The organism is Pseudomonas sp. ICMP 8385, assembly GCF_002699915.1.
GTDB classification, from domain to species: domain Bacteria; phylum Pseudomonadota; class Gammaproteobacteria; order Pseudomonadales; family Pseudomonadaceae; genus Aquipseudomonas; species Aquipseudomonas gessardii.
In genome coordinates this window covers 100,619-121,339 of the sequence record NZ_LKBY01000013.1, presented here as the reverse complement: position 1 = coordinate 121,339, position 20,721 = coordinate 100,619, and the positions used below count along the sequence as shown (strand labels likewise).

Sequence of the window (20,721 nt, the reverse complement as noted above, 5' to 3'; positions counted from 1 at the left end):
AGTCGCAATAGACAACTATCGTGAAGGCATGTGAGGTGGTGAATGGCCGTCGAAGTGGTATACCGCAGCAGCCGAGATCTGGAGCGTTTGTTCATGGATAAAGCCGAAGCTGACCGTCATGACAAGATGCTTGAACTCGCTGAGTTGCTCGCAGAAGTGTTGCAAAAAGCCGTGCCGTCCCTGAGCGAGCAGCAGGTGGAGGAGGCCGGGATCTACATGGCGAAGAATCGCGATGTGTTTGCCAAGGCGTTCAAGAGCCAGCCGGATGCGTTGTCCGAGTTGCTGAACCCGGCGGCGGAATAAAGCCCGAATTGAACAGGCCCTGAATCATTGATTCAGGGCCTTTTTAATAAGGGCTCGGCGTACAGCAGCCGTTCGGCCAGCTCATCGGCCACTCGGGCAGGTGAGCGTTTTTCGGCCTGGGCGTGGCCGAAGATTTCGGTCAGGCGCGTGCCGATGTTGGACAGGTGCGCGGTGATGGTCGCCAGGTCCGCGCCGTTGTGCTTGAGGGCAACGTAGATCAGGCCGCCGGAGTTGATCACGTAGTCCGGGGCGTAGAGGATGCCGCGGGCCTCCAATTGGTCGGCCACTTGCAGGTGGGTCAGTTGCGCGCTGGCCGAGCCGGCCACGGCGGCGCAGCGCAGTTGGGCAACGCTCTGGCGGTTGAGTACGGCGCCCAGGCCGCACGGCGCAAGAATGTCGCAGGGGGTGCTGAGCAAGGCGTCGTTGGCAATCGGGTGGGCGCCCAGTTGCTCCATGGCCAGTTGCACTTTGCCAGGGTCGATATCGCTCACCAACAATTCGGCACCAGCGGCGTGCAGTTGTTCGGCCAGGGCGTAGCCGACATTGCCCAGGCCCTGGATTGCCACGCGCAGGCCCTCGAGGTTGTCGCTGCCCAGCCGGGCCATGGCGGCGGTGCGGATGCCGGCGAATACGCCCATGGCCGCATGGGGCGACGGGTCGCCGGCGGCGGTGGTGCTGGTGACAAAGCGTGTGTGCTGGGCGATGCAGTCCATGTCGGCCACACTGGTGCCGCTGTCGATGGCGGTGATGTAGCGGCCATTGAGTTGCTCGATACACCGGCCGAAGGCTTCAAACAGCGCGGCGCGGCTTTCCACATGGGCCGGGCGGATGATCACCGCGTTGCCGCCGCCCACCGGTAAGCCAGCCAGCGCGGCTTTGTAGCTCATGCCCTGGGCCAGGCGCGCGGCATCGGCCACGGCGCTTTCGTCGTCGGGGTAGGCCAGGTAGCGACAGCCACCCAGGGCCGGGCCAAGGCGGCTGCTGTGAATGGCAATGACCGCCTTCAACCCGGTCACCGGGTCAACGCTCAGGTGCAGGGATTCAAGGCGGGTGCTGTGCATGAGAGCAAACATCGTCAAGCTCCCGAATCATTTCTTGTTGTCGCCAAGTATAGGCCGCCGTTAAAAGCTTGCCGGAGCACGCGGGAATAAGCAGGCCGTAATTACAGGCTTTGCGACATAAACAAGTAGGCTGATTCTCAAGAAGCTGGACGAAAGTTCTCGGCAAGGCTAAAACGAGACATCCGTCGGAGAACGTCATGAATCCCCGCCAAGCCTTTTTTGAATGCCTGCACCGCTCACCGCCGGCGCTGTTTGAAGCCGCGTTATGGATCGCGGCCGAGCACGATCCTGCCGTGGACCCACGGGCGATCCTGGCTGACTTCACGGTGCTGCAACAGCAGGTCAGCCTCGGCATGCCGTTGCTGCCGGCCGATGAGCTGGGCCAGCCGTTGCTGCGGATCATGAATGACCTGGGGTTCGCCCAGGACGACTTCACCCCCTTGCGCCCCGCCGCCGCGCTGTTGGGCAAGGTGTTACAGCGCCGACGCGGGCAACCCCTGGCCCTGGGCCTGATCGCCCTGGAGTTGGCGCGGCGCCTGGAGATCCCCATGGTCGGGGTCAACTTTCCGGGGCACTTCCTGCTGCGGGTGAGCGGTGCCGACCATTTACTCGACCCCTGCGGCGGGCGGCGGCTGTACCCCAACGACTGCCGCGAGCTGCTGCAACGCCAGTACGGCCCCAATCTCAAGCTACAAGCCGAACACCTGCGCAGCGCCGAGCCGCGGTTGATCCTGCAACGGCTGTCGCGCAACCTGCGGCAACTGCACCTGGCCAATGACAATCACCTGGCGGCGCTGATCGACGCCGAGCGGGTGTTGGAACTGGGCGATGCCAGCGCCGCCGACTACCTGGCACGGGCCAGTCTGTACAAGCACCTGGACTGCCCGAATGCCGAGCGCTTTGATCTTGAGCACGCGCTGTTGCTCAGTGAAGACCCGGTGCAGCGGCTGCGCCTGACGGAGCGGCTGGGGCATTTGCCGCCTGGGGCGGTGGTGCATTGAAGGGGGCCGACCGTTAAACCGCGTCGCCCCCATCGCAGCCTCGCTGGGGCTCGACAGCTCCCACAGGTAAGCATGGTGCTCTTCAGGTTTTGAGGATATCGCCACGCAGTGAATCTTTTGGCGGCGTGGCCCCGGGCGAGCGCACCTGAATAATCAGCAACGCCGCAATCACCGCCGGAATCGCGCAGAAGAAGAAAATCTGCTGCACCGGTACGTGCATCGCCAGCAGCATGCTGCCAAACAGCGGCCCCAGGATCGAACCAAACCGCCCGACACCCAGTGCCCAGCCCGTGCCCGTCGCACGGACATGGGCCGGGTAAAAGTTGCTGGCAAACGCATTGAGGGTCAACTGGCCGCCGATGATGCAAAAGCCCGCTGCAAACACAAACGCCACCAGGTAACTCGGGTTGTCATGGTTGAGCCCCAGCAAAATGGTGCACGCCGCCGCGGCCGCCAATACACCGGAGAGCAGGCGCACCTTGCTTTTCAGGCGGTCGGCAAACCAGGCCATGCCAATCGCGCCCAGGGTGCCGGCGAACAGGAACATCGAGGTCACCAGGTTGGCTTTGTTCAAGGGCATGCCACTTTCCAGCAGCAGTGACGGCAACCAACTGATCATGAAGTACAGCAGGAGCAGGCTGACGAAAAAGGTCGACCAGATCAGCAGCGTCGGCCGCGCATAACCATGGCGAAACAACTCCACCACCGTCAGTTGGCTGCCCTGCTCCTGGCGATTCTGTTCTTCGCTGGCCGCCGGTGCCTGCCAGCCTGGCAGCATGCGCGCCGTGACTTTTTGCAGGCGCGCATAGGGCGGTGCATCGCGCAGCAAGCGCGGCAAGGATTCAGGCAGCAGCCATACCAGGAAGGGAAACAGCAGCAACGGTGTCACGCCACCCGCCAGGAACACCGCCTCCCAGCCGAAGCTGTCGATAAACCCCGCCGCGACAAAACCACCCGCCGCCCCGCCGAACGAGAAACCACAGGCCGCCAGCGTCACCATCAAGGTACGCATGCGCGGTGGCGAATACTCCGACATCAACGCCATGGCACTGGGCATCGCGCCGCCCATGCCAATGCCGCAGATAAAACGCGCGGCCATCAGCGTATTCAGGGAATTGGCGAACACCATCAGCACCGTGAGGCTGGCGTAGATCAGCACGCAAGCGAGCAGGATGCGGCGCACGCCGAAGCGGTCCGCCAGGGGCGTCACGGCCAGGGAGCCCAGGGTCAGCCCCAGCAGGTTGGCACTGAACACGGGGCCGAAGGCGGCCTTTTCCAGGCCCCAATCCTGAGCCAGCGCCGGCACTACGTAGCCCAGCACCTGGGCATCGTAGCCATCGGTCACCAGCAATAACGCCAATAACAGGAGAATCAACCACTGGTAGCGCGACACCGGACGGGCGTCGAGTGCCGCGCGAAAGCTGGCAATCTGATTATGCATCGCAAGGTACCTGTTTTATTTTTATGGGGTATCACTTGTGGGAGCTGGCTTGCCTGCTCCTACATTGATCTAGGGTGTATCAGGTTGGTTGGAGGGGTGGGCCTGGATAAACCCGGGGTGTTTGCCTGCCAATGCGGCGACGCGCAGGATTCGCGGGTAACCCTCCAGCGCCACCTGGAAGCGCTCGGCCGCATACAACTGCGGGATCAGAAACGCATCCGCCAGCCCTGGCTGGTCACCAAAGCAATAGCCCTGGTCACCGATCAATTGCTCCACGGCGCCCAGGCCCTGGCTGATCCAATGCCCGATCCACTCCAGCAATTGCGCCTCGTCATGCCCCCACTGGCGCAACAGGTTCTGCGTGCTGGAGTTGTGCAGCGGGTGAATGTCACAGCCGATGATCGCGGCCACCGCGCGCTCATGGGCGCGGGTTGCCAGGTCCTTGGCGAGCAGCGGCACCTGTGGATAACGTTCGTCCAGGTACTCGATGATCGCCGGCGACTGGATCAACAGCTCGCCCTCGTCGGTACGCAAGGCCGGGACACGGCCCTGGGGGTTGATCGCCAGGTATTCGGGCTGGCGGTTGGCGCCGCCCTTGGGCACCAGCAGGTTGACCGGCAGCGCGGTGAAGTCCAGGCCCTTGAGCGCCAGGGCGATGCGCACCCGGTAGGACGCCGTGGAACGGTAGTAGGTATAGAGCTCCATCCCCTCGCCCCCTTAGCGCGCGGCGACCACGGTGCCGCGGCATTCGCCGAAGCCGATGGAGGCAAAACCGTCACGCTGGCAGCGGGCGCGCAGGATGATTTCGTCGCCGTCTTCGAGGAACTTGCGCACCTCGCCGGAGGCCAGTTCGATCGGCTTTTTGCCGCCTTCGGTGATTTCCAGCAGGCTGCCGAACTGGCCGGCCTCGGGGCCCGACAGGGTGCCCGAACCAAACAGGTCGCCGGCCTGCAACTGGCAGCCGTTGACGCTGTGGTGCGCGACCATTTGCGCCACGGTCCAGTACATGTGCTGGGTGTTGCTCAGGGTCAGGCGATGGGCTGCCAGGTTCTGCTCGCGCATCGCGGCGGTGGTCAGCAGCACTTCCAGTTCGATATCAAAGGCGCCAGCGGCCTGGTCGCGGGTGTCCAGCAAGTACGGCAGCGGTTGTGGATCACCGGCCGGGCGTGCAGGCTGGGCCTTGCGGAACGGTTCCAGGGCTTCGGCCGTGACCACCCAGGGCGAGATGCTGGTGATAAAGCTTTTCGACAGGAACGGCCCCAGCGGCTGGTATTCCCAGGCCTGGATATCCCGCGCCGACCAGTCGTTGAGCAGGCAGAAGCCCGCGATATGCTCGGCGGCGTCGCCAATGGCAATCGAGTCGCCCATGGCATTGCCCTGGCCGATCCAGATCCCCAGTTCCAACTCGTAGTCCAGGCGTGCGCACGGGCCGAACGTCGGTTCGGTCTGGCCGGCCGGCAAGGTCTGGCCCTTGGGCCGACGCACCTCGGTGCCGGACGGGCGGATGGTCGACGCCCGGCCGTGGTAACCAATCGGCACATACTTGTAGTTGGGTAGCAGGGGGTTGTCCGGGCGGAACAGTTTGCCAACGTTCTGCGCGTGCTCGATGCCAACGTAGAAGTCGGTGTAATCGTTGATTTTTGCCGGCAGGTGCATCTGGCAATCGACGGCCAGTGGCAACACCTGGGCGCCCAGGGCTTGCAACTTGGCTTGCTGGTCGCTGCCCTCGGCAAGCAGTTGCAGCAGGCGTTCGCGCAGGGCCACCCGCGGGCCACGGCCCAGTTCAAAGAAGGCATTCAGTTGCCCGTCTGCCATGGCGTCGATGGCGCGGCGCGCTTCACCGTCAAACAGGTCGCGGGCCGCTTGCAGATCCAAAATATGCTCGCCAATCGCCACGCCACTGCGCGGTGCCGAACCGTTGAGGCTGAAGATGCCCAGGGGCAGGTTCTGCAGGGGGAAATCCGGGTGACCGTTGGCCGAGGCCACCCAACTGCGGGTGAGAGTGGACTGCGTCATGGCTTATCTCCGATTCGGGTTGAAGGTTGCCGGCAGCGTGGCCCAGCAAGCGTCGTAAGTGTTTTGCAGTTGCGGGCAGTCCAGGGCGAACCGGGTTGGGCGCAGCACCTGGCTGGTCTCGAACATGAAGGCCATGGTGTTATCGATCTTGTGCGGCGCCAGGTCCGCGGCGATGGCCTTGGTGCAGGTCTCGCCATCCGGGCCGTGGGCGCTCATGCAGCCGTGCAGCGATGCGCCGCCGGGCAGGAAGCCTTCGGCCTTGGCGTCGTAGGCGCCCTGGATCAAACCCATGTATTCGTTCATCAGGTTGCGGTGGAACCACGGTGGCCGGAAGGTGTTCTCGGCCACCATCCAGCGCGGCGGGAAGATCACGAAGTCGAGGTTGGCCAGGCCGTGGACGCTGGTGGGCGAGGTCAACACGGTAAAAATCGACGGGTCCGGGTGATCGAAACTCACCGTGCCGATGGTGTTGAAGCGACGCAGGTCATATTTGTACGGCACATTGTTGCCGTGCCAGGCCACCACGTTCAGCGGCGAGTGGTCCAGGGTGCAGCCCCACAACTCGCCGAGGAACTTCTGCACCAGGGGCGTGGGTTGCGACAGGTTTTCGTAGTGGGCGACCGGGGTCAGGAAGTCCCGGGGGCTGGCCAGGCCATTGCTGCCAATCGGCCCCAGGTCCGGCAGGCGCAGCGGCGCGCCGTGGTTTTCGGCGACGTAGCCACGAGCCTGGGCATCGAGCAGCTCGATGCGGAATTTCAAGCCCCGTGGCAGCACGACGATTTCCAGCGGCTCGACCTCCAGCACGCCCAGTTCGGTGGCAATGCGCAGGCGACCCTGCTCGGGAACGATCAACAGCTCGCCGTCGGCATTAAAGAACACCCGCTGCATGGAGCAGTTGGCGCGGTAGTGATAGACGCTAATGCCGGACGGTTTCTCGGCGCCGGCGTTGGCCACCATGGCCACCAGCCCATCGATAAAGTCGGTGGGTTCACTGGGAATGCCCAGCGGGTCCCAGCGCAGGCGGTTGGGCGTGACCTCGCCCAACGGGCCACCGGCCAGTTGCCGGTCCAGCTTGACGAACGCCGGGTGATTGGCCGATGGCTGGATGCGGTACATCCAGGTGCGCCGGGCTTCGCTGCGCACCATGGTGAAGGCGGTGCCGGAGAACAACTCGGTGTACAGCCCATAGGGCGCTTTTTGCGGGGAGTTCTGGCCGATCGGCAGTGCGCCGGGCAAGGCTTCGCTGGCAAATTCATTGCCAAAGCCCGATTGGTATTCGAGGTTCATGGAGCGTCCTCAATCAGGAGGTTGTTTTTATCGTAATCCAGTTACGCATAACGTAATTTGCTCCCTGTCGGCCGTCAAGCTATAAAGACCGCCATTCGTCTTTCGGATACACGCTCTCCATGGAAAAGCCGCCCGCCCCCCGCGACACTGGTAAACAAAAAGTCCGCTCGGCCGAAGTCGGCACCGACATCCTCAAGGCCCTGGCCGAACTGTCGCCGGCCACGTCCCTGTCGCGCCTGGCCGAACATGTGCAGATGCCGGCGAGTAAGGTCCACCGCTATTTACAGGCCCTGATTGCCTCGGGGTTTGCCGAACAGAACATCGCCACCAACCATTACGGCCTGGGCCGCGAGGCCTTGCGCGTGGGGCTGGCGGCACTGGGCAGCATGGACGTGCTGAAAGTCGCCGCCCTGCCTCTGGCACAACTGCGCGATGCATTGAATGAAACCTGCTTTCTTGCGGTGTGGGGCAACCATGGCGCGACCGTGGTGCATATCGAACCGGCGGTGCGCGCGGTCACGGTGGTGACGCAGCTGGGGTCGGTGTTGCCGCTGCTCAGTTCCTCGACCGGGCTGGTGTTCAGCGCCTTTCTGCCCGAGCGCGAAACCATGGACCTGCGCACGCGGGAGATCCAGGCCGGCACCGCCCATGCGCTGGTGGACGATCAGGCGTATGGGCAGACCTGTGAGCAGATTCGCCAGCGTGGCTTGCACTTTGTCCATGGTTTGCTGATGCCCGGGGTCGATGCGTTATCGGCGCCGGTCTTTAATGCGATGGGGCAGGTGGTGGCGGTGATGACCGTGGTGGGGCCGACCTCGTTGTTCCATGCCGATGAAGACGGGCCGGCGGCCGGGCAATTGCTGGCGGCGAGCCAGGCGGTGAGTTGGCGGATGGGTTACCAGCCCTGACCCGTTGCAACTGAATGTATGCGGGCAAATGTGGGAGCTGGCTTGCCTGCGGTAGCGGTGTATCAGTAGGCAAATGCATTAACTGACCCACCGCTATCGCAGGCAAGCCAGCTCCCACATTTTGATCAACGCTGCTTAGAATAATCAGGCCATCAGACCCAGGGTCTTAGCCTTGGCCACGGCCTGGGTGCGGCGCTCCACCCCTAACTTGCTGTGAATCCGCCGCGCGTGGGTCTTCACCGTGTGCAGCGAGATAAACAACAAATCGGCAATCTCCAGGTTGGAGTTACCCCGCGCGATCAGTTGCAACACCTCCAGCTCCCGCTGACTCAACGGGTTGGCCCCTGGCGCCGCCACTGCCTCCTGAGGCTCAAGCCCCAACTCACTGAGCAGCCCCGGCTGGCGCAAGCGCAGTTCACGCACGGCCTGCTGCACCTGGCAGCGCGCCGCCAGGGCAAGCCCGGTTTGCAGCGAGCGCACCGCCAGGACTTTTTCCCCTTGTTGCTAGGCCACCTCGCCCAACACCAGGTGCAACTCCACCTCCAGGCACTGCATGCCCCGCTCGCGGGCGGTATCGAGCAAGGCTATGAGGCGCTGGATGGGTTGCTCGGCCCGGTGCAGTCTGACCTGGGCCAGTACCAGCAGGTATTCCAGGCGGGGGATCAGCTCCAGGGTCGCCGGCGGCGCCTGCTTGGCCTGGGGGCCGTGATAGTGGCGCAGCACTCGGCTGAGCGCTTCCAGGGTCAGTTCGGCACGCCCCTGTTGCAGCCAGAAATGCCCGCTGAGCAACAGCAACACCGCCCGATACACGGTGTCGGGCACCTGCCGGCGCTGCATCAGGCGCTCGGCGTCGCGCAACTGGATAAACGCCTGGGCGTAGTCACCGCGGTTGGCCGCCAGCATCGCCAACCCGAGGAAGCCGTAGAGCACGCGCTTGTCCTGGCTGTGCAGGCACATGCCCAGGCCGGCTTCGAGGCACTCGGTGGCCAGGGCATCATGCCCCTGGCGCAAAGCCAGGTGCCCACGGCGCAGAGCAATCCGCCCCATCAACGGCCCGGCCTTGAGACGTTGCTGGATCAACATGGCCTGTACACTTTCCAACAGGCTCTGGGCCCGATACGGTGCGCCCCGCTGTTCCAGCAATTGCGCATGATCAAGCTCCAGCAGCGCCTCCAGCAGCAACGAACCATGGGCCCGCGCCAGGCACAGCGCCTCGCGGTTCAGGGCCTGGGCCACCTCCAGTTCGCCGCGCAACAGCGCTTGCTGGGTCAGCCCGGACAGGCACATCAGGCGCGATGTCCAGGCGCTGTCCGGCAAATCATTCAGTGCCTCCAGAAAATGCTCACGCGCAGGCACCGCGTCCCCCCCAAGATGCAACAACCACCCCCACTGCGCCTGCCAACGCGCCAACAGGTGCCGTTGCAAGGCGGCCGTGGGTTGCGGGGTGAAGCGCGCCAGTTGATCGATGCATTGCGCGGCCTGGTCGAAACGCCCGGCAAACAGCAAGGCAGCCGTGACCAGCCCCACTAGTTGCGCCGAGCCGAGCATCAACTCGTCGCCATGTTGCTCATGCAGGCGCAACAACAGCACGGCGTTCTGCTGACGGAACAGGTCTTCAAAACTGAAGTGTTCCAACAGGCTGACCGCCACTTCGTACTCCTCGGCGAGCAACGCCTGCTCGAACGCCGCCTGCCAATCCTGCTGCGCGGTAAACCATTGGCAGGCGCGCCGGTGCCAGGAGCGTCGGGCCGGCCACGGTTCATCGCGCAGCAGCTGGGCCAGGGGCGCGAAGACCTGCAGCCAGTCCGGCGAATCTTCCCAGGGCTCGATAAACGCGCCCAGGGCCTGAAGATCGCGCAGGTAGTCGGCGCCATCGCCAAACCCGAACAGGTGCTCGCACAGCCCAGGGTTGAAGCGTGGCAGGTGCGCCAGTACCCGCCAGGCTTCCTCCAGCTCGCTGGGCAAGGTGCTGAACAGTTCGTGTTGCAGGTAATCGAGCAGGGTCTGGGAGCGCCCATGCCAGGCGCCGCTGTCGGGATGGCTGTCACCTTCGAGCAGGGCGATACGCACGCCGGCGCACCAGCCGGCGCAGAACTGCAAGACCTTGTCGGCGGTCTGCATGCCCACGGCGTGATGATCGAGCAATTGCTGGACCTCGCGCTGATCGAACGCCAACTCGGTGCCGCCGCACTCCCACAACTCATCGTCGAGCAACAGCCTTGGCCAATTGCAGGCCGGCCGGCGCCGCGCGCCCAGCCACCAGATCAAGGCCGGGCTGCTGGCCGCCAGCACCCGATCGAGCAAGGCATCCAGGGCTGGCGCCGATACCCGGCAATAGTCATCGAGAAACAACCAGGCCGGCCCTTGCCAGCGGCTCAGGTCGAGCAACAAGCTGGCTTCATCGACAAACGCCAGCCCCAGGCTTTGGGCCAGGCGCTGGCACAAATCCAGGGGGGCCAAGGCTGCACCGTTGAGTGGCAGCCAATACACCTGGCAGCTCGCCGGGGCCTGCAGGGCGCATTCGGCCAACAAGGCACTCTTGCCACTGCCGGCCGGCGCGCACAGCAACCGAACCCGCGCCTCCGCCCCCCGCAACGGTTCGGCCAGGCGTGGGCGCAGCACATGGTGGGAAGACAGACGTGGCATGAATCCAGGGCGATCCAGGCGACGGGGCATGGCGGTCATTACAGCGTCCCTTTTTTATTGTTATGCGGCGTGCGATCTACCGTAGTCCTGTCAATGGGCGTTGTTGAAGAAGTATTCAGCGGGCTGATTGCCGGGCATAAAAAAGCCGGGCTTCATTTGAGCCCGGCACAGGATTGACAGGTTAAAACACGCCCTATGTGGGAGCTGGCTTGCCTGCGATGGCGGTGGGTCAGGTTGATGGGTTTTGCCTGGTCCACCGCCATCGCAGGCAAGCCAGCTCCCACAGTGATTGGGTTTACAACCTTAGATCAGCGTACGCCCGAGGCGCGCAAGGCCGCCGGAGTGTAGTCCGCCGCCTTGGCGTTGAAGCCGAACACGAAGCTGCTCTTCTCTTCGTTCTTCATGCCCAGGGCGATGTAGCGGCCGGCGATGAGGTCGTACAGGGTCTCGACGGTGTAGGCCGGGGTCTGGTGGTGGTAGTAGAACTGCGCATGGCCTTCGGCCACGCGCCACAGTTGGCCACGGCCGTCATAGTGGTCCACCAGCGCCACCTGCCAGCTGTCTTCGTCGAGGTACATGTGGCGCTTGGCGTAGATGTGCCGTTCGCTGGGCTTGACCGTGCCCACCACTTCCCAGACCCGGTGCAGCTCGTAGCGGGTCAGGTCCTGGTTGATGTGGCCGGCCTTGATGATGTCGTCGTACTTGAGGGACGGCGAATCAAGCTTGTAGGCGTTGTAGGGAATGTACATTTCCTTCTTGCCCACCAGTTTCCAGTCGTAGTGGTCTGGCGCGCCGGAGAACATGTCGAAGTTATCCGAGGTGCGCAGGCCGTCGGAGGCGGTGCCCGGCCCGTCGTAGGCCACTTGCGGTGCACGGCGCACGCGGCGTTGGCCGGCGTTGTAGATCCACGCCAGGCGCGGCTCCTTCACCTGGTCGAGGGTTTCGTGCACCAGCAGCACGTTACCCGCCAGGCGCGCGGGCGCGGTGACCGACTGCTTGAAGAAGGTCAGCACGTTGGCGCCCTTGGCCGGGTCCATATCCGGGATCAGCTGCGGCACCGCCACTTCTTCCTCGAAGCGGATCGGCGTGTAGCTGCCGTTGGTCTGCGGTGTGGCCTGAGTGATGATGCGCCGCAGGTTGCCGCCGTGGTAGCGGGTGATGTGGTTCCACAACACCTCGACGCCATTCTTCGGAATCGGGAAGGCGTAGTAGCGGTTGCCGGTGAAGTTCTCCAGGCCGTTGCCGTCGTTGATCGCCTTGACGTTCAGCGCGCTGCGCTTGATCGATTCGTAGATAGCGTCGGGCAGGTTGACCGTGCGGTGGGTGGGGTAGACCGGGATTTTATAGGTCTCGGGGTAGCGTTTGAACATCGCCACCTGGCCATCCGACAGTTTGTCCTTGTACTTGTCGACCGTGGCCGCGGTGATCACGAACAGCGGTTTTTCATTGGCGAACGGGTCGGCCAAAAAGCCCTTGCTGTCCACCGCGCCGGCGTTTTTCGGGAGGCCACCGGTCCAGGCCGGGATCGAGCCATCGGCATTGCCGGCCTTCTCGGCGCCCACCGGGGTCAGGGTGGTGCCGAGCTTGGCGGCTTCCTCCACAGACACCGCGGCCATCACGTTGGCGGCCAACAGGCTGAGGGCCAGTACGCCGCACTGCAAAATCACTTTACGCATGGTTGTTGTCCTTCTTTTTAAGCCAAATCAGAAGTTCACGCCGAAGCTGAGGGCGAGGAAGTCACGGTCGGTCAGGGTGTTGTAGTCACCGCCAAAAAAGTCGGTGTAGCTCAGGCTCGCGGTGTAGGTGTTGCGGTAGTCCGCATCGACCCCGACGCTGAGGGCCTTGGCCCCTTCGTTGAACAGGCCGTTGGGGCCATAACCCTTGACGTCATGGGACCAGGACAGGTTGGGCTTGAGGTTGATCCCGGCGATCACGTTGTTGTAGTCGAGGATCGCCCGGGCGCGATAACCCCAGGAGGTGGCCGTGACGAAACCGTCGGTGTCTCCGCCAAAGCCGTATTGGCCGTAGACCGAATCGCGGCCGTAGCGCAGCTTGGTTTTGTTCTCCAGCCCGCCCACCCGCACGATGGCCGCCTCGCCCACCACGGTCAGGCGTTCGGCGCCCAGCACCTGGTCGAAAAACTGCGTCATGGTGGTCTGGAACTGGGTGATTTCCTTGCGCCGGTAGCCGGCGTTGTCGGCACCGAATGAGCTTTTGATCGGCGACGCGGCGTTGCCGGCTATCGGGTTGACCAGGGCCAGGGTCAGGTCGGTGGTGTTGAGTTGCACCGGGGCGTTGGGGCGGTAGCTGATTTCCCCGGTCCAGGCCGTGCCGGTGGGCAGGGTCGTGGCGAAGCTGGCGCCGTACAGGCGGATATCTTCCGGGTAATCCAGGTAATACTGGCCGCGCCCGAGCATCACGCTCTGCGCCAGGCCCGCGCCACTGCCGGGGGCAATGCCGTTGGCCGCATTGATGATATTGCCAATGGTCGCCAGGTTGGTGTTGGCCGTAAGGGTGCCCACGGTCGGCGTGCGGCTGTGGTAGTTCATGAAGTACAGGCCGTACTCGGTGTCATCGCCCAGCCAGCGCAAGGCCATGCCGAACTGCCCGGAATCCCGTGCGTCACGGTCGGCGGCGCGGCGTACGATCACCCCCTCGTTGGCGACGCCAAAACCCTGGCCGAACGCGGCGGCCACCGGTTGCAGCGGGCGGATCGCCGGGCTGCCGACGGTGTAGTTGTCGGTGCAGCCATCGGCCGCCACGTCGCCACCAAAGTAGGTGCCGCAGTTGTCCAGCACGGTCTGGTCCCATTCCAACTGGTAGAAACCTTCCACTGTCAGTTGGTTGGTCAGGCCCTGGGAGGCGAACAGCATGTTGACTGGAATCAGGCCTTCCTTGATCTCGGCGCCCGGTCGGCGGAAGGCCGAGACGTCGATGGGGTTGATGCTGTTGATGGAGTTGCCGATGAAGGTACTTTCGCCCCAGCTGACCACCTGTTTACCGGCACGCACGGTGCCCGGCAGGTCGCCCAGGGAATAGTTGTGATAGACGAAGGCATCGAGGATCTGCGCCCCGCTGGACTTGGCGCCTTCCTTGCGGTTGTGGTCGCTGATCGGCTTGAACTCGCGGTCTTCGTCCTTGAGCTCGAAGTCGTACCAGTATTTGCCCCGCACAAACACACCGGTATCGCCGTACTTGAGCTCCAGGTCGTGCAGGCCCTTGAAGATTTTCGAGAAGGTCTCGCCCTTCTTGAAGTTCAGGCGCCCGTCATCCCCGGTAGAGGCCTGGCCACTGCCGCCATTGACCGTGCCCACCAGCTTGCGGTCGGCATCGCGCATGCCCCAACTGGCCCCGACCGACAGCGACGAATCGAATTGCCCCTCGATCTCGCCAATATTGAATGAAACAGCCTGCGCCTGGACGCAGCACCCCAAAGCAACCGCAGCGGCCAGCGCCTGTGGCCTGAAGATGGCGCGCATTGTTGTTTTTGTCATGCGTCTTCCCCGGTGGTGTGACAGAAGGCCCCACCCTACTGCCCGCCATCAGGAGCGATAAGCGCACCAAGGAGGTATTCGTTGTGTCGCTCGAAAGGATTAACACAGGCTCTAGCGTGGGTATTGGCGGGGCTATCGACACAGTGGATAGAGCGCCATCAAGCGAATGGATACCCCCGCGCCTACAGGGGCAGGTACTGTTGTTGATTTGGTAACAGTCCTTGTCCTGAATCAGTATTCTCTATTCCGTTACAAGGGACTATTCTTACCGGGCTTTCAGGACAATCCTACTGATTACCTGAAGCCACTTTTTGCTGGATTGAAGCGTATTTTCAGTCTGTTACCGGTGTTCACTGACGTTGATTTGTAGCTCCTTGATCCAACGTCTTACTTCGGCCGCTGCGTATGCAGCGGCCTTTTTTATGCCTGAAATACAGCGGGGCGCCATCAGCGCCCCGCAGGATTGACTGTTTTTCAGGTAATGATCAGAGGCTGTATTTGTGCAGGTTGTCCATCATCTCCTTCAAGGCTTCGATATTGTCCTTGGGATGGGCCGCCCCTTCAAAGTTGCAGATCTGCTGCCAGTGCGCCGCCACATCCTCTGGCGAGAAGCCCGCCTCGGGATCAAACCCCACGCCCAGGCTGCGCTCCCAGCGGGTCTTGCCGATCCAGCCGCCGCCCACTTCAAACAGCCCCGAGGTTTCCTGGCAGGCCTCGCTGCCCAGGTACACCACCAGCGGGCTGACCAGCTCGGGCTTGAGGCGCTCGAACACCTGTGGCGGGATCAGGCCTTCGGTCATGCGCGTACCGCCCGTGGGCGCGATGGCATTGACCAGGATGTTGTTCTTGCGCCCTTCCAGCGCCAGGGTGCGGGTCAGGCCATACAGGCCGAGCTTGGCCATGCCATAGTTGGACTGGCCGAAGTTGCCGTAGATGCCCGACGTGGAGGCGGTGAAAATCACCCGGCCATAGCCTTGCTCGCGCAGATGCGGCCAGGCGGCGCGGGTCACTTTGTAGGCACCTTCGACGTGCACGCGGTACACCAGGTCCCAGTCGCCGTCCTCCATTTTATGGAAGGTCTTGTCACGCAGGATCCCGGCGTTGTTCACCACCACGTCGATGCGGCCAAACACGTCGAGAGCGTGCTGCACGATCTTTTCGCCATCGGTCACCGAATCGTGGTTGGCCTCGGCAATCCCACCGGCCTCGCGGATCTCGGCCACCACGCGGTCGGCCGCCGAGGCATTGGCGCCTTCGCCCTGAGTCGAGCCGCCAAGGTCGTTGACCAGCACCCTGGCCCCGTGCCTGGCGAACAGCAGCGCATGGGCACGCCCCAAGCCACCCCCGGCCCCGGTGACGATCACGACTTTATCTTGGAACTGCACAGACTCACTCATAGGGAACTCCAGCGAAGACAGTGGACGATGGGTTGAGTGTCAGGCACGGGGCTTGTGGTCACAATAAATACGGGCGGGGGTGAATGGTGCGCAATAAGGCACAGGGATGATCGGACAGGTCATAGAGGCTGGTTGGTGTGGGAACTGGCTTGTGTGGGAGCTGGCTTGCCTGCGATTGCATCACCTCGGTACAACTGATTTACCGAGGTGTGCCCATCGCAGGCAAGCCAGCTCCTACACAAGCCAGTTCCCATAGGCGATCTTGGTTGCTTTCAATGCCCTCGCGAAACGCCAGGTAATGCTTGAGCACCTGCACCGGCGCTTCGATCTGTGGGTAGTGGCCGATCTTGGCCAGCAACACCGTGTCGGCATCCGCTATCAACTCGCGGTAACGCGCGACCATGTGCGCGCCGGAGATCGGGTCGACTTCGCCATCGATCACCCGCAACGGCACTTCGCCGCGCTGCATGGCCGCCACCCAGCGCTCGCGTTGGCGGCGGCGCTGGGGGATGTAGGCGATGAGTTTATGCAGGATCCGCGGGCCATCGTTGTTTTCGATCAGGCTCCAGAAGTCATCCAGCGCGCTTTCGCTGGGGCGGGTGTCGGGGCCGAAGATCTGCTTGAAGCTGTCGGCCAGGGCGTTGCGCCCGAATGCACGGCCGATCATCCACCCCAAGGGGCTGAGCAACAGTTTTTGCACCAGCGCCGCGCGATGGGTCTCGGGGAACAGCCCGCCATTGAGAAACACACAACTGGCCAGCTGGAACCGCCCCTCGTAGTGCCGGGCGAGCAGTTCCTGGGCCACGCTGTCACCGTAGTCATGGGCCATGACATGCACCGGCTGCTGGATCCGCAGATGGGCCAGCAGGGCTTCTTGCAGGTCGGCCTGTTCCAACAGGCAATAGGTGTGGTCCAGAGGCTTGGCCGAGTCGCCGAAGCCGAGCATGTCGCAGGCGATCACCTGATAACGCTGGGCCAGGGGCTGCCACAGGTAATGCCAGTCCCAACTGGCGCTGGGAAAGCCGTGGATCAGCAGCAAGGGTTGACCCTGCCCCGCCACCCAGTAACGGATGGTCTGCCCGCGAAACACAAAACTCTGCCCACGCTTGCGCCAGGCACTCAGGGGGATTTCGGCCAGTGGCATCAGAGTCGGTATCCAGGGTCGTGTTGATCGAGCTTGCGCAGCAGCGCCGGCCAGGCCAATGCGCCGCCCATGCCTTGGGCGCTCTTGGTCACGCCGGCAATCATCGCCTTGGCCCCCGCCAGAATCTGCGGTTCGATGGCGATCAATTCGGCCCCGCCGTTTTGCGCCAGCACCTGGATGTCGCAGGCGCGCTGGAAGGTGAACATCATCAGGAAGGTATCGGCGATGGTCGAGCCGCAGGTCAGCAGGCCATGGTTGTGCAGCATCAGGAAATGGTTCGGCCCCAGGTCGGCTTGCAGGCGGGCCTTTTCCTCGTGGTTCAGCGCCACGCCTTCGTAGGCGTGATAGGCCAGGCTCGACAGCACGAACAGCGACTGCTGGCTAATGGGCAGCACGCCCTGCTTCTGCGCCGATACGGCCACGCCGGCTGCGGTATGGGTGTGCAGCACGCAGGCCACGTCGTGGCGTACTTCGTGGACCGCGCTGTGGATGGTGTAGCCCGCCGGGTTGATGTCGTAGGGGCTGTCCATCAGCTTGTTGCCGGCCTGATCGACCTTGACCAGGCTGGAGGCGGTGATTTCGTGGAACATCAGCCCGAACGGGTTGATCAGGAAGTCTTCGGTGCCCGGCACCTTGGCCGAGATATGGGTGAAAATCAGATCATCCCAGCCATGCATGGCCACCAGGCGATAGCAGGCGGCCAGGTCGATACGGGCCTGCCATTCGGCGGCGCTGACCTGGTCTTTTACACTCTGTGTCGATTGAACGGGGGCTAGGCTCACGGCAAGGACCTCGACGCGGTGGTGTTCTTATTGTTTTTTGGGCTGAGGGGCCAGTCTAGTCAGAGCTCGGGCCTGCTGTAGTTGCGTTGGCAGCCAGCTTGATGACCGAGCGGGTCAATTGTGAGGATAGTTCGGATTCGTACAATGTGGTGTCAGAGAAGCAACGCCAATAAAGGCGCGGCAAACAGGTTGAGCAAGCCGGTCAGGACCATCACCAGCCCGGCCACCGAGCCTTCTTCGCCGCCCACTTCATGGGCGCGGCTGACACCGGCCCCGTGGGCGCCCACCCCAAACAATGCACCGCGCGCCAGGGCACTGCGCAACGGCAACCACTTGAGCAGCACCCCGCCGAGCATGGCGCCGAACACGCCGGTGAACATCACGAACACCGCCGTCAGTTCCGGCACGCCCCCCAGGTCGTGGGCCAGGGGCATGGCAAAGGGCGTGGTGATCGAGCGCGGCACCAACGACATCGTCACCGCGCTGTCCAGGGCCAACGCCCTGGCCAGGCCGAAGGAGGTGCCGATGGACGCGGCGCTACCGGCCAGCATCCCCAGGAGCAACGCCGACCAGTGCCGCATCAACAGTTGGCGCTGCTGCCAGATCGGGATGGCGAATGCCACCGTGACCGGGCCCAATACCTGCATCAGCCAATGGGTGTCGGTGGCGTACTCGGCATAGGCGGTGTTCAGCGGCACGGCCACCGCCAGCAGCAGCGCGGGCACCAAAATCAGCGGCGACAGCAGGTAGCGCCCGGTACGCCGGTAGAGCCAGCGGCTCAAACCATAGGTCAGCAGGGTCAGGGCCAGCCAGAACAGTGGCATCCATTCAAGCTTCATGGCGCAGCTTCCAGCGGCAGACCAGTTCGACGGTAAACGCCGTGACCAGCATCACCATCAGGGTACTGAGGGCGATCACCAGCATGATCCGCCAGCCGTCATGGCGCAGCAGGCCGCCGTAATCAAGCAGGCTCATCAAGGCCGGGATAAAGAACAACAACATCTCCGCCATCAGCAGGCCAGCGCCCAATTGCAGGGCCGCCGGTTTGATCAGGCCACTGGCGAACACCAGCAGCAGCAGGCCCAGGCCAATCACCCCGCCGGGGATCGGCCACGCCAGCCATACGGCCACTTGGCAGCCCAGCAGGTAAATCGCCAGCAATACCAGCAGCTCAACCAGCAGCCGGCCCAGGTGTTTGAAGGTGAAACGTTTAATAGACATGGGTTCCTCGCAGGCCCTTATTTTAAAGAGCCCCCTGGCATCCCCAAAGCGAATTGTTAGACTGCAAGCCATTCCAAACTGGAATTAGTGCAATGGAATTCAAACAGCTGCGCAGTTTTATCGAAGTGGTGCACCGGGGCGGTTTTACCCAGGCCGGGAAAACCCTGCATATCAGCCAGTCCGCCGTGAGCAAGCAGGTGGCACAACTGGAACACAGCCTGGGTACGCCTCTGCTCGACCGCATCGGCCCGCACGTGCGCCTGACCGCCGCCGGGCAGGTGGTGCTGCAACGGGCCGAAGCCATGTTGCGCCTGCAGACCGAGCTGGTGAGCGAGCTGGACGACCTGAATCAATTGACCCGTGGCGAGCTGCGCATGGGCCTGCCGCAACTGGGGGGCGATACCCTGTTTGCCGGGCTGTTTGCCGAATATCGCCGGCGCTATCCCAATGTCAGCATCCAGTTGCTTGAGGGCGGCAGCCGCAATATCGAGCAGGCCATCCTCGCCGGTGAGCTGGACATCGGCGGCAGCCTGTTGCCCACCGACCCGGCGTTTGCCTGGCAGGCGTTCTGTGATGAACCGCTGGATGCGCTGCTGCCCCTGGACCATCCGCTGGCGCGGCACACGCAGATTGGCCTGGAGCAATTGGCCGACACGCCGTTCTTGATGTACCAGCGCAGCTTTGTGCTCAACGACCGGTTGCTCCAGGCCTGCCAGCAACTGGGCTTCACGCCCCGGGAAAGTGGGCGCAGCGGTCAGGCGGATTTTCTCGTCGCCTTGGTGGCCGCAGGCCAGGGCGTGGTGCTGTTGCCCAGCGTGGTCGCGCGCGGCCTGGAGCGCCCAGGTGTAGTGCGCCTGACCCTCAGGGCCCCCGATTTCCTACGCTGGGATATCGCCTTTATCTGGCGCAAGGGCGCCTATCTGTCGAAAGCCGCCCAGGCCTGGCTCGCGCTTTTGCGCGAGTACCCGATCAGCCGCGCAGTGCCGTGACCAGCTCTGCCAGCCAGGGCTCGGCGTCTGCTTCCGGGGTGACGCTTTCGCTGGCATCCAGGCGCAGCATTGGCAGCACTTCGCGCACGCCCAACTCAGCGAACAACTCGCGCATCTGCTCGCCGCCGCCGCAGAAGGTGTCGCCGTAGCTGGCGTCGCCCAGGCCGATCACCGCGCCCGGCAAACCGCGCCAGGCGGCGGGCAGTTGGTCGCGGATGGTCGAATACAAAGGCTGCAGGTTATCGGGCAATTCGCCCATGCCGGTGGTGGAGGTGACGGCCAGCAAGGCGTCCGGGGCGAAGGCCTGCACATCGGCCAGGGTCGCCCGCGAGTTGTGCCAGGCCTCGAAACCGGCGGCGTTGAGAATACCCATGGCGTGGCGGGCAACTTCTTCTGCCGTGCCATAGACCGAGCCGGAAAGGATGGCGACTTTCATCAATCTGATCCTGTAGTTGAGTGAAAACCTGGGATATTAACAGTTGGCGGCCGGGTGGGCTGCCCTACACTCAGAAATCCACAAACACGCCATGGACCGCTCAATGATCAACGCCAAGCTGATGCAGATAGTCATCAACGCCTCCAACGACGGGATCGTTGTGGCCGAAAGGGAAGGCAAGGACAAGCCCCTGATTTACGTGAACCCGGCCTTTGAACGCCTGACCGGCTACAGCCTGGACGACATCCTTTACCAGGATTGCCGCTTCCTGCAGTCGGGCGACCGCGACCAGCCGGCCCTGATGGCTATTCGCGAAGCCCTGGACAGTGGCGGCGCCTGCCGGGAAATCCTGCGCAACTACCGCCAGGACGGCACGCACTTCTGGAATGAACTGTCATTATCGACGGTTTACAACCAGGCGGATGGGCAGACTTACTTCGTCGGCGTGCAAAAAGATGTAACGGTTCAGGTCAAGGCCCAGCAGCGTATTGCCAAGCTCGAAGCCCAGGTGGCGCAGCTTACAGCCGAGCTGGACGCGCTCAGTGCGACGAGCGGATCTAACAAACTTTAGAAAACACGGTCTTTAGGGTGATAA

18 protein-coding genes and 1 pseudogene are annotated in these 20,721 nt (G+C 63.2%); 5 read left to right on the top strand and 14 right to left on the bottom strand.

Annotated features, from left to right (window positions below; translation table 11 throughout):
* The first annotated feature begins 42 nt into the window (after positions 1-42).
* Complete coding sequence (locus AO268_RS04375) at positions 43-303, top strand: YebG family protein (protein WP_003188807.1); 261 nt, start codon at positions 43-45, stop codon at positions 301-303.
* A 32-nt stretch (positions 304-335) separates the two neighbouring features.
* Here AO268_RS04375 and AO268_RS04370 read toward each other — a convergent pair whose 3' ends face one another.
* On the bottom strand, positions 336-1,376 hold the full coding sequence (locus tag AO268_RS04370) for a Leu/Phe/Val dehydrogenase (RefSeq protein WP_076962805.1): 1,041 nt from the start codon (positions 1,374-1,376) through the stop codon (positions 336-338).
* Positions 1,377-1,561: 185 nt separating this feature from the next.
* Between AO268_RS04370 and AO268_RS04365 the strand changes: the two genes are divergently transcribed.
* Positions 1,562-2,365 carry a SirB1 family protein gene (locus AO268_RS04365; protein ID WP_099167984.1) on the top strand — a complete coding sequence of 268 codons (804 nt, stop codon included), beginning with the start codon at positions 1,562-1,564 and terminating at the stop codon, positions 2,363-2,365.
* A gap of 82 nt (positions 2,366-2,447) precedes the next feature.
* Here the strand turns inward: AO268_RS04365 and AO268_RS04360 are convergent, their stop codons facing one another.
* From AO268_RS04360 to hmgA, 4 genes are all read right to left on the bottom strand, one after another.
* Positions 2,448-3,806, bottom strand: a complete 1,359-nt coding sequence (locus AO268_RS04360; protein WP_099167983.1) for an MFS transporter — start codon at positions 3,804-3,806, stop codon at positions 2,448-2,450.
* Between the two features lie 69 nt (positions 3,807-3,875).
* Positions 3,876-4,511 carry a maleylacetoacetate isomerase gene (gene maiA / locus AO268_RS04355; RefSeq protein WP_076962808.1) on the bottom strand — a complete coding sequence of 212 codons (636 nt, stop codon included), beginning with the start codon at positions 4,509-4,511 and terminating at the stop codon, positions 3,876-3,878.
* A 12-nt stretch (positions 4,512-4,523) separates the two neighbouring features.
* Positions 4,524-5,822, bottom strand: a complete 1,299-nt coding sequence (fahA, locus tag AO268_RS04350; protein ID WP_099167982.1) for a fumarylacetoacetase — start codon at positions 5,820-5,822, stop codon at positions 4,524-4,526.
* Between the two features lie 3 nt (positions 5,823-5,825).
* The gene (gene hmgA, locus AO268_RS04345) at positions 5,826-7,109 is read right to left on the bottom strand and encodes a homogentisate 1,2-dioxygenase (RefSeq protein WP_099167981.1); all 1,284 of its coding nucleotides are present in this window, start codon (positions 7,107-7,109) and stop codon (positions 5,826-5,828) included.
* Positions 7,110-7,228: 119 nt separating this feature from the next.
* Between hmgA and AO268_RS04340 the strand changes: the two genes are divergently transcribed.
* Entirely contained in the window at positions 7,229-8,017 is a 789-nt protein-coding gene (locus AO268_RS04340) for an IclR family transcriptional regulator (protein WP_076962811.1), read from the top strand.
* A gap of 144 nt (positions 8,018-8,161) precedes the next feature.
* Here AO268_RS04340 and AO268_RS04335 read toward each other — a convergent pair.
* The 8 genes and pseudogenes from AO268_RS04335 to AO268_RS04300 all read right to left on the bottom strand — a co-directional run bounded on the left by AO268_RS04335 (position 8,162) and on the right by AO268_RS04300 (position 18,701).
* Positions 8,162-10,702: pseudogene (locus AO268_RS04335) on the bottom strand (LuxR C-terminal-related transcriptional regulator).
* A gap of 269 nt (positions 10,703-10,971) precedes the next feature.
* Positions 10,972-12,339, bottom strand: a complete 1,368-nt coding sequence (locus tag AO268_RS04330; protein WP_099167980.1) for a DUF1329 domain-containing protein — start codon at positions 12,337-12,339, stop codon at positions 10,972-10,974.
* A gap of 27 nt (positions 12,340-12,366) precedes the next feature.
* On the bottom strand, positions 12,367-14,157 hold the full coding sequence (locus AO268_RS04325) for a DUF1302 domain-containing protein (RefSeq protein WP_076962814.1): 1,791 nt from the start codon (positions 14,155-14,157) through the stop codon (positions 12,367-12,369).
* Positions 14,158-14,642: 485 nt separating this feature from the next.
* A complete protein-coding gene (locus AO268_RS04320) occupies positions 14,643-15,554 on the bottom strand; it encodes an SDR family oxidoreductase (RefSeq protein ID WP_076962815.1) in 912 nt (303 codons plus the stop codon).
* A 199-nt stretch (positions 15,555-15,753) separates the two neighbouring features.
* The gene (locus AO268_RS04315; RefSeq protein ID WP_076962816.1) at positions 15,754-16,698 is read right to left on the bottom strand and encodes an alpha/beta fold hydrolase; all 945 of its coding nucleotides are present in this window, start codon (positions 16,696-16,698) and stop codon (positions 15,754-15,756) included.
* Complete coding sequence (locus AO268_RS04310; RefSeq protein ID WP_099167979.1) at positions 16,698-17,480, bottom strand: class II aldolase/adducin family protein; 783 nt, start codon at positions 17,478-17,480, stop codon at positions 16,698-16,700. Before AO268_RS04310 ends, AO268_RS04315 begins: the two co-directional genes overlap by 1 nt.
* A gap of 152 nt (positions 17,481-17,632) precedes the next feature.
* The gene (locus AO268_RS04305; RefSeq protein ID WP_099167978.1) at positions 17,633-18,319 is read right to left on the bottom strand and encodes an LrgB family protein; all 687 of its coding nucleotides are present in this window, start codon (positions 18,317-18,319) and stop codon (positions 17,633-17,635) included.
* The gene (locus AO268_RS04300) at positions 18,309-18,701 is read right to left on the bottom strand and encodes a CidA/LrgA family protein (protein ID WP_076962819.1); all 393 of its coding nucleotides are present in this window, start codon (positions 18,699-18,701) and stop codon (positions 18,309-18,311) included. The genes AO268_RS04305 and AO268_RS04300 overlap by 11 nt, the downstream gene beginning before the upstream one ends.
* Before the next feature lie 92 nt (positions 18,702-18,793).
* On the opposite strand from AO268_RS04300, the gene AO268_RS04295 reads away from it, so the two are divergent.
* The gene (locus tag AO268_RS04295) at positions 18,794-19,690 is read left to right on the top strand and encodes a LysR substrate-binding domain-containing protein (RefSeq protein ID WP_076962820.1); all 897 of its coding nucleotides are present in this window, start codon (positions 18,794-18,796) and stop codon (positions 19,688-19,690) included.
* Here the strand turns inward: AO268_RS04295 and AO268_RS04290 are convergent.
* The gene (locus AO268_RS04290) at positions 19,671-20,126 is read right to left on the bottom strand and encodes a flavodoxin (protein WP_076962821.1); all 456 of its coding nucleotides are present in this window, start codon (positions 20,124-20,126) and stop codon (positions 19,671-19,673) included. The two genes, AO268_RS04295 and AO268_RS04290, sit on opposite strands and share 20 nt — an antisense overlap.
* A 103-nt stretch (positions 20,127-20,229) precedes the next feature.
* Here AO268_RS04290 and AO268_RS04285 point away from each other — a divergent pair, with 103 nt between their 5' ends.
* Complete coding sequence (locus tag AO268_RS04285; protein ID WP_099167977.1) at positions 20,230-20,697, top strand: PAS domain-containing protein; 468 nt, start codon at positions 20,230-20,232, stop codon at positions 20,695-20,697.
* Positions 20,698-20,721: the final 24 nt, after the last annotated feature.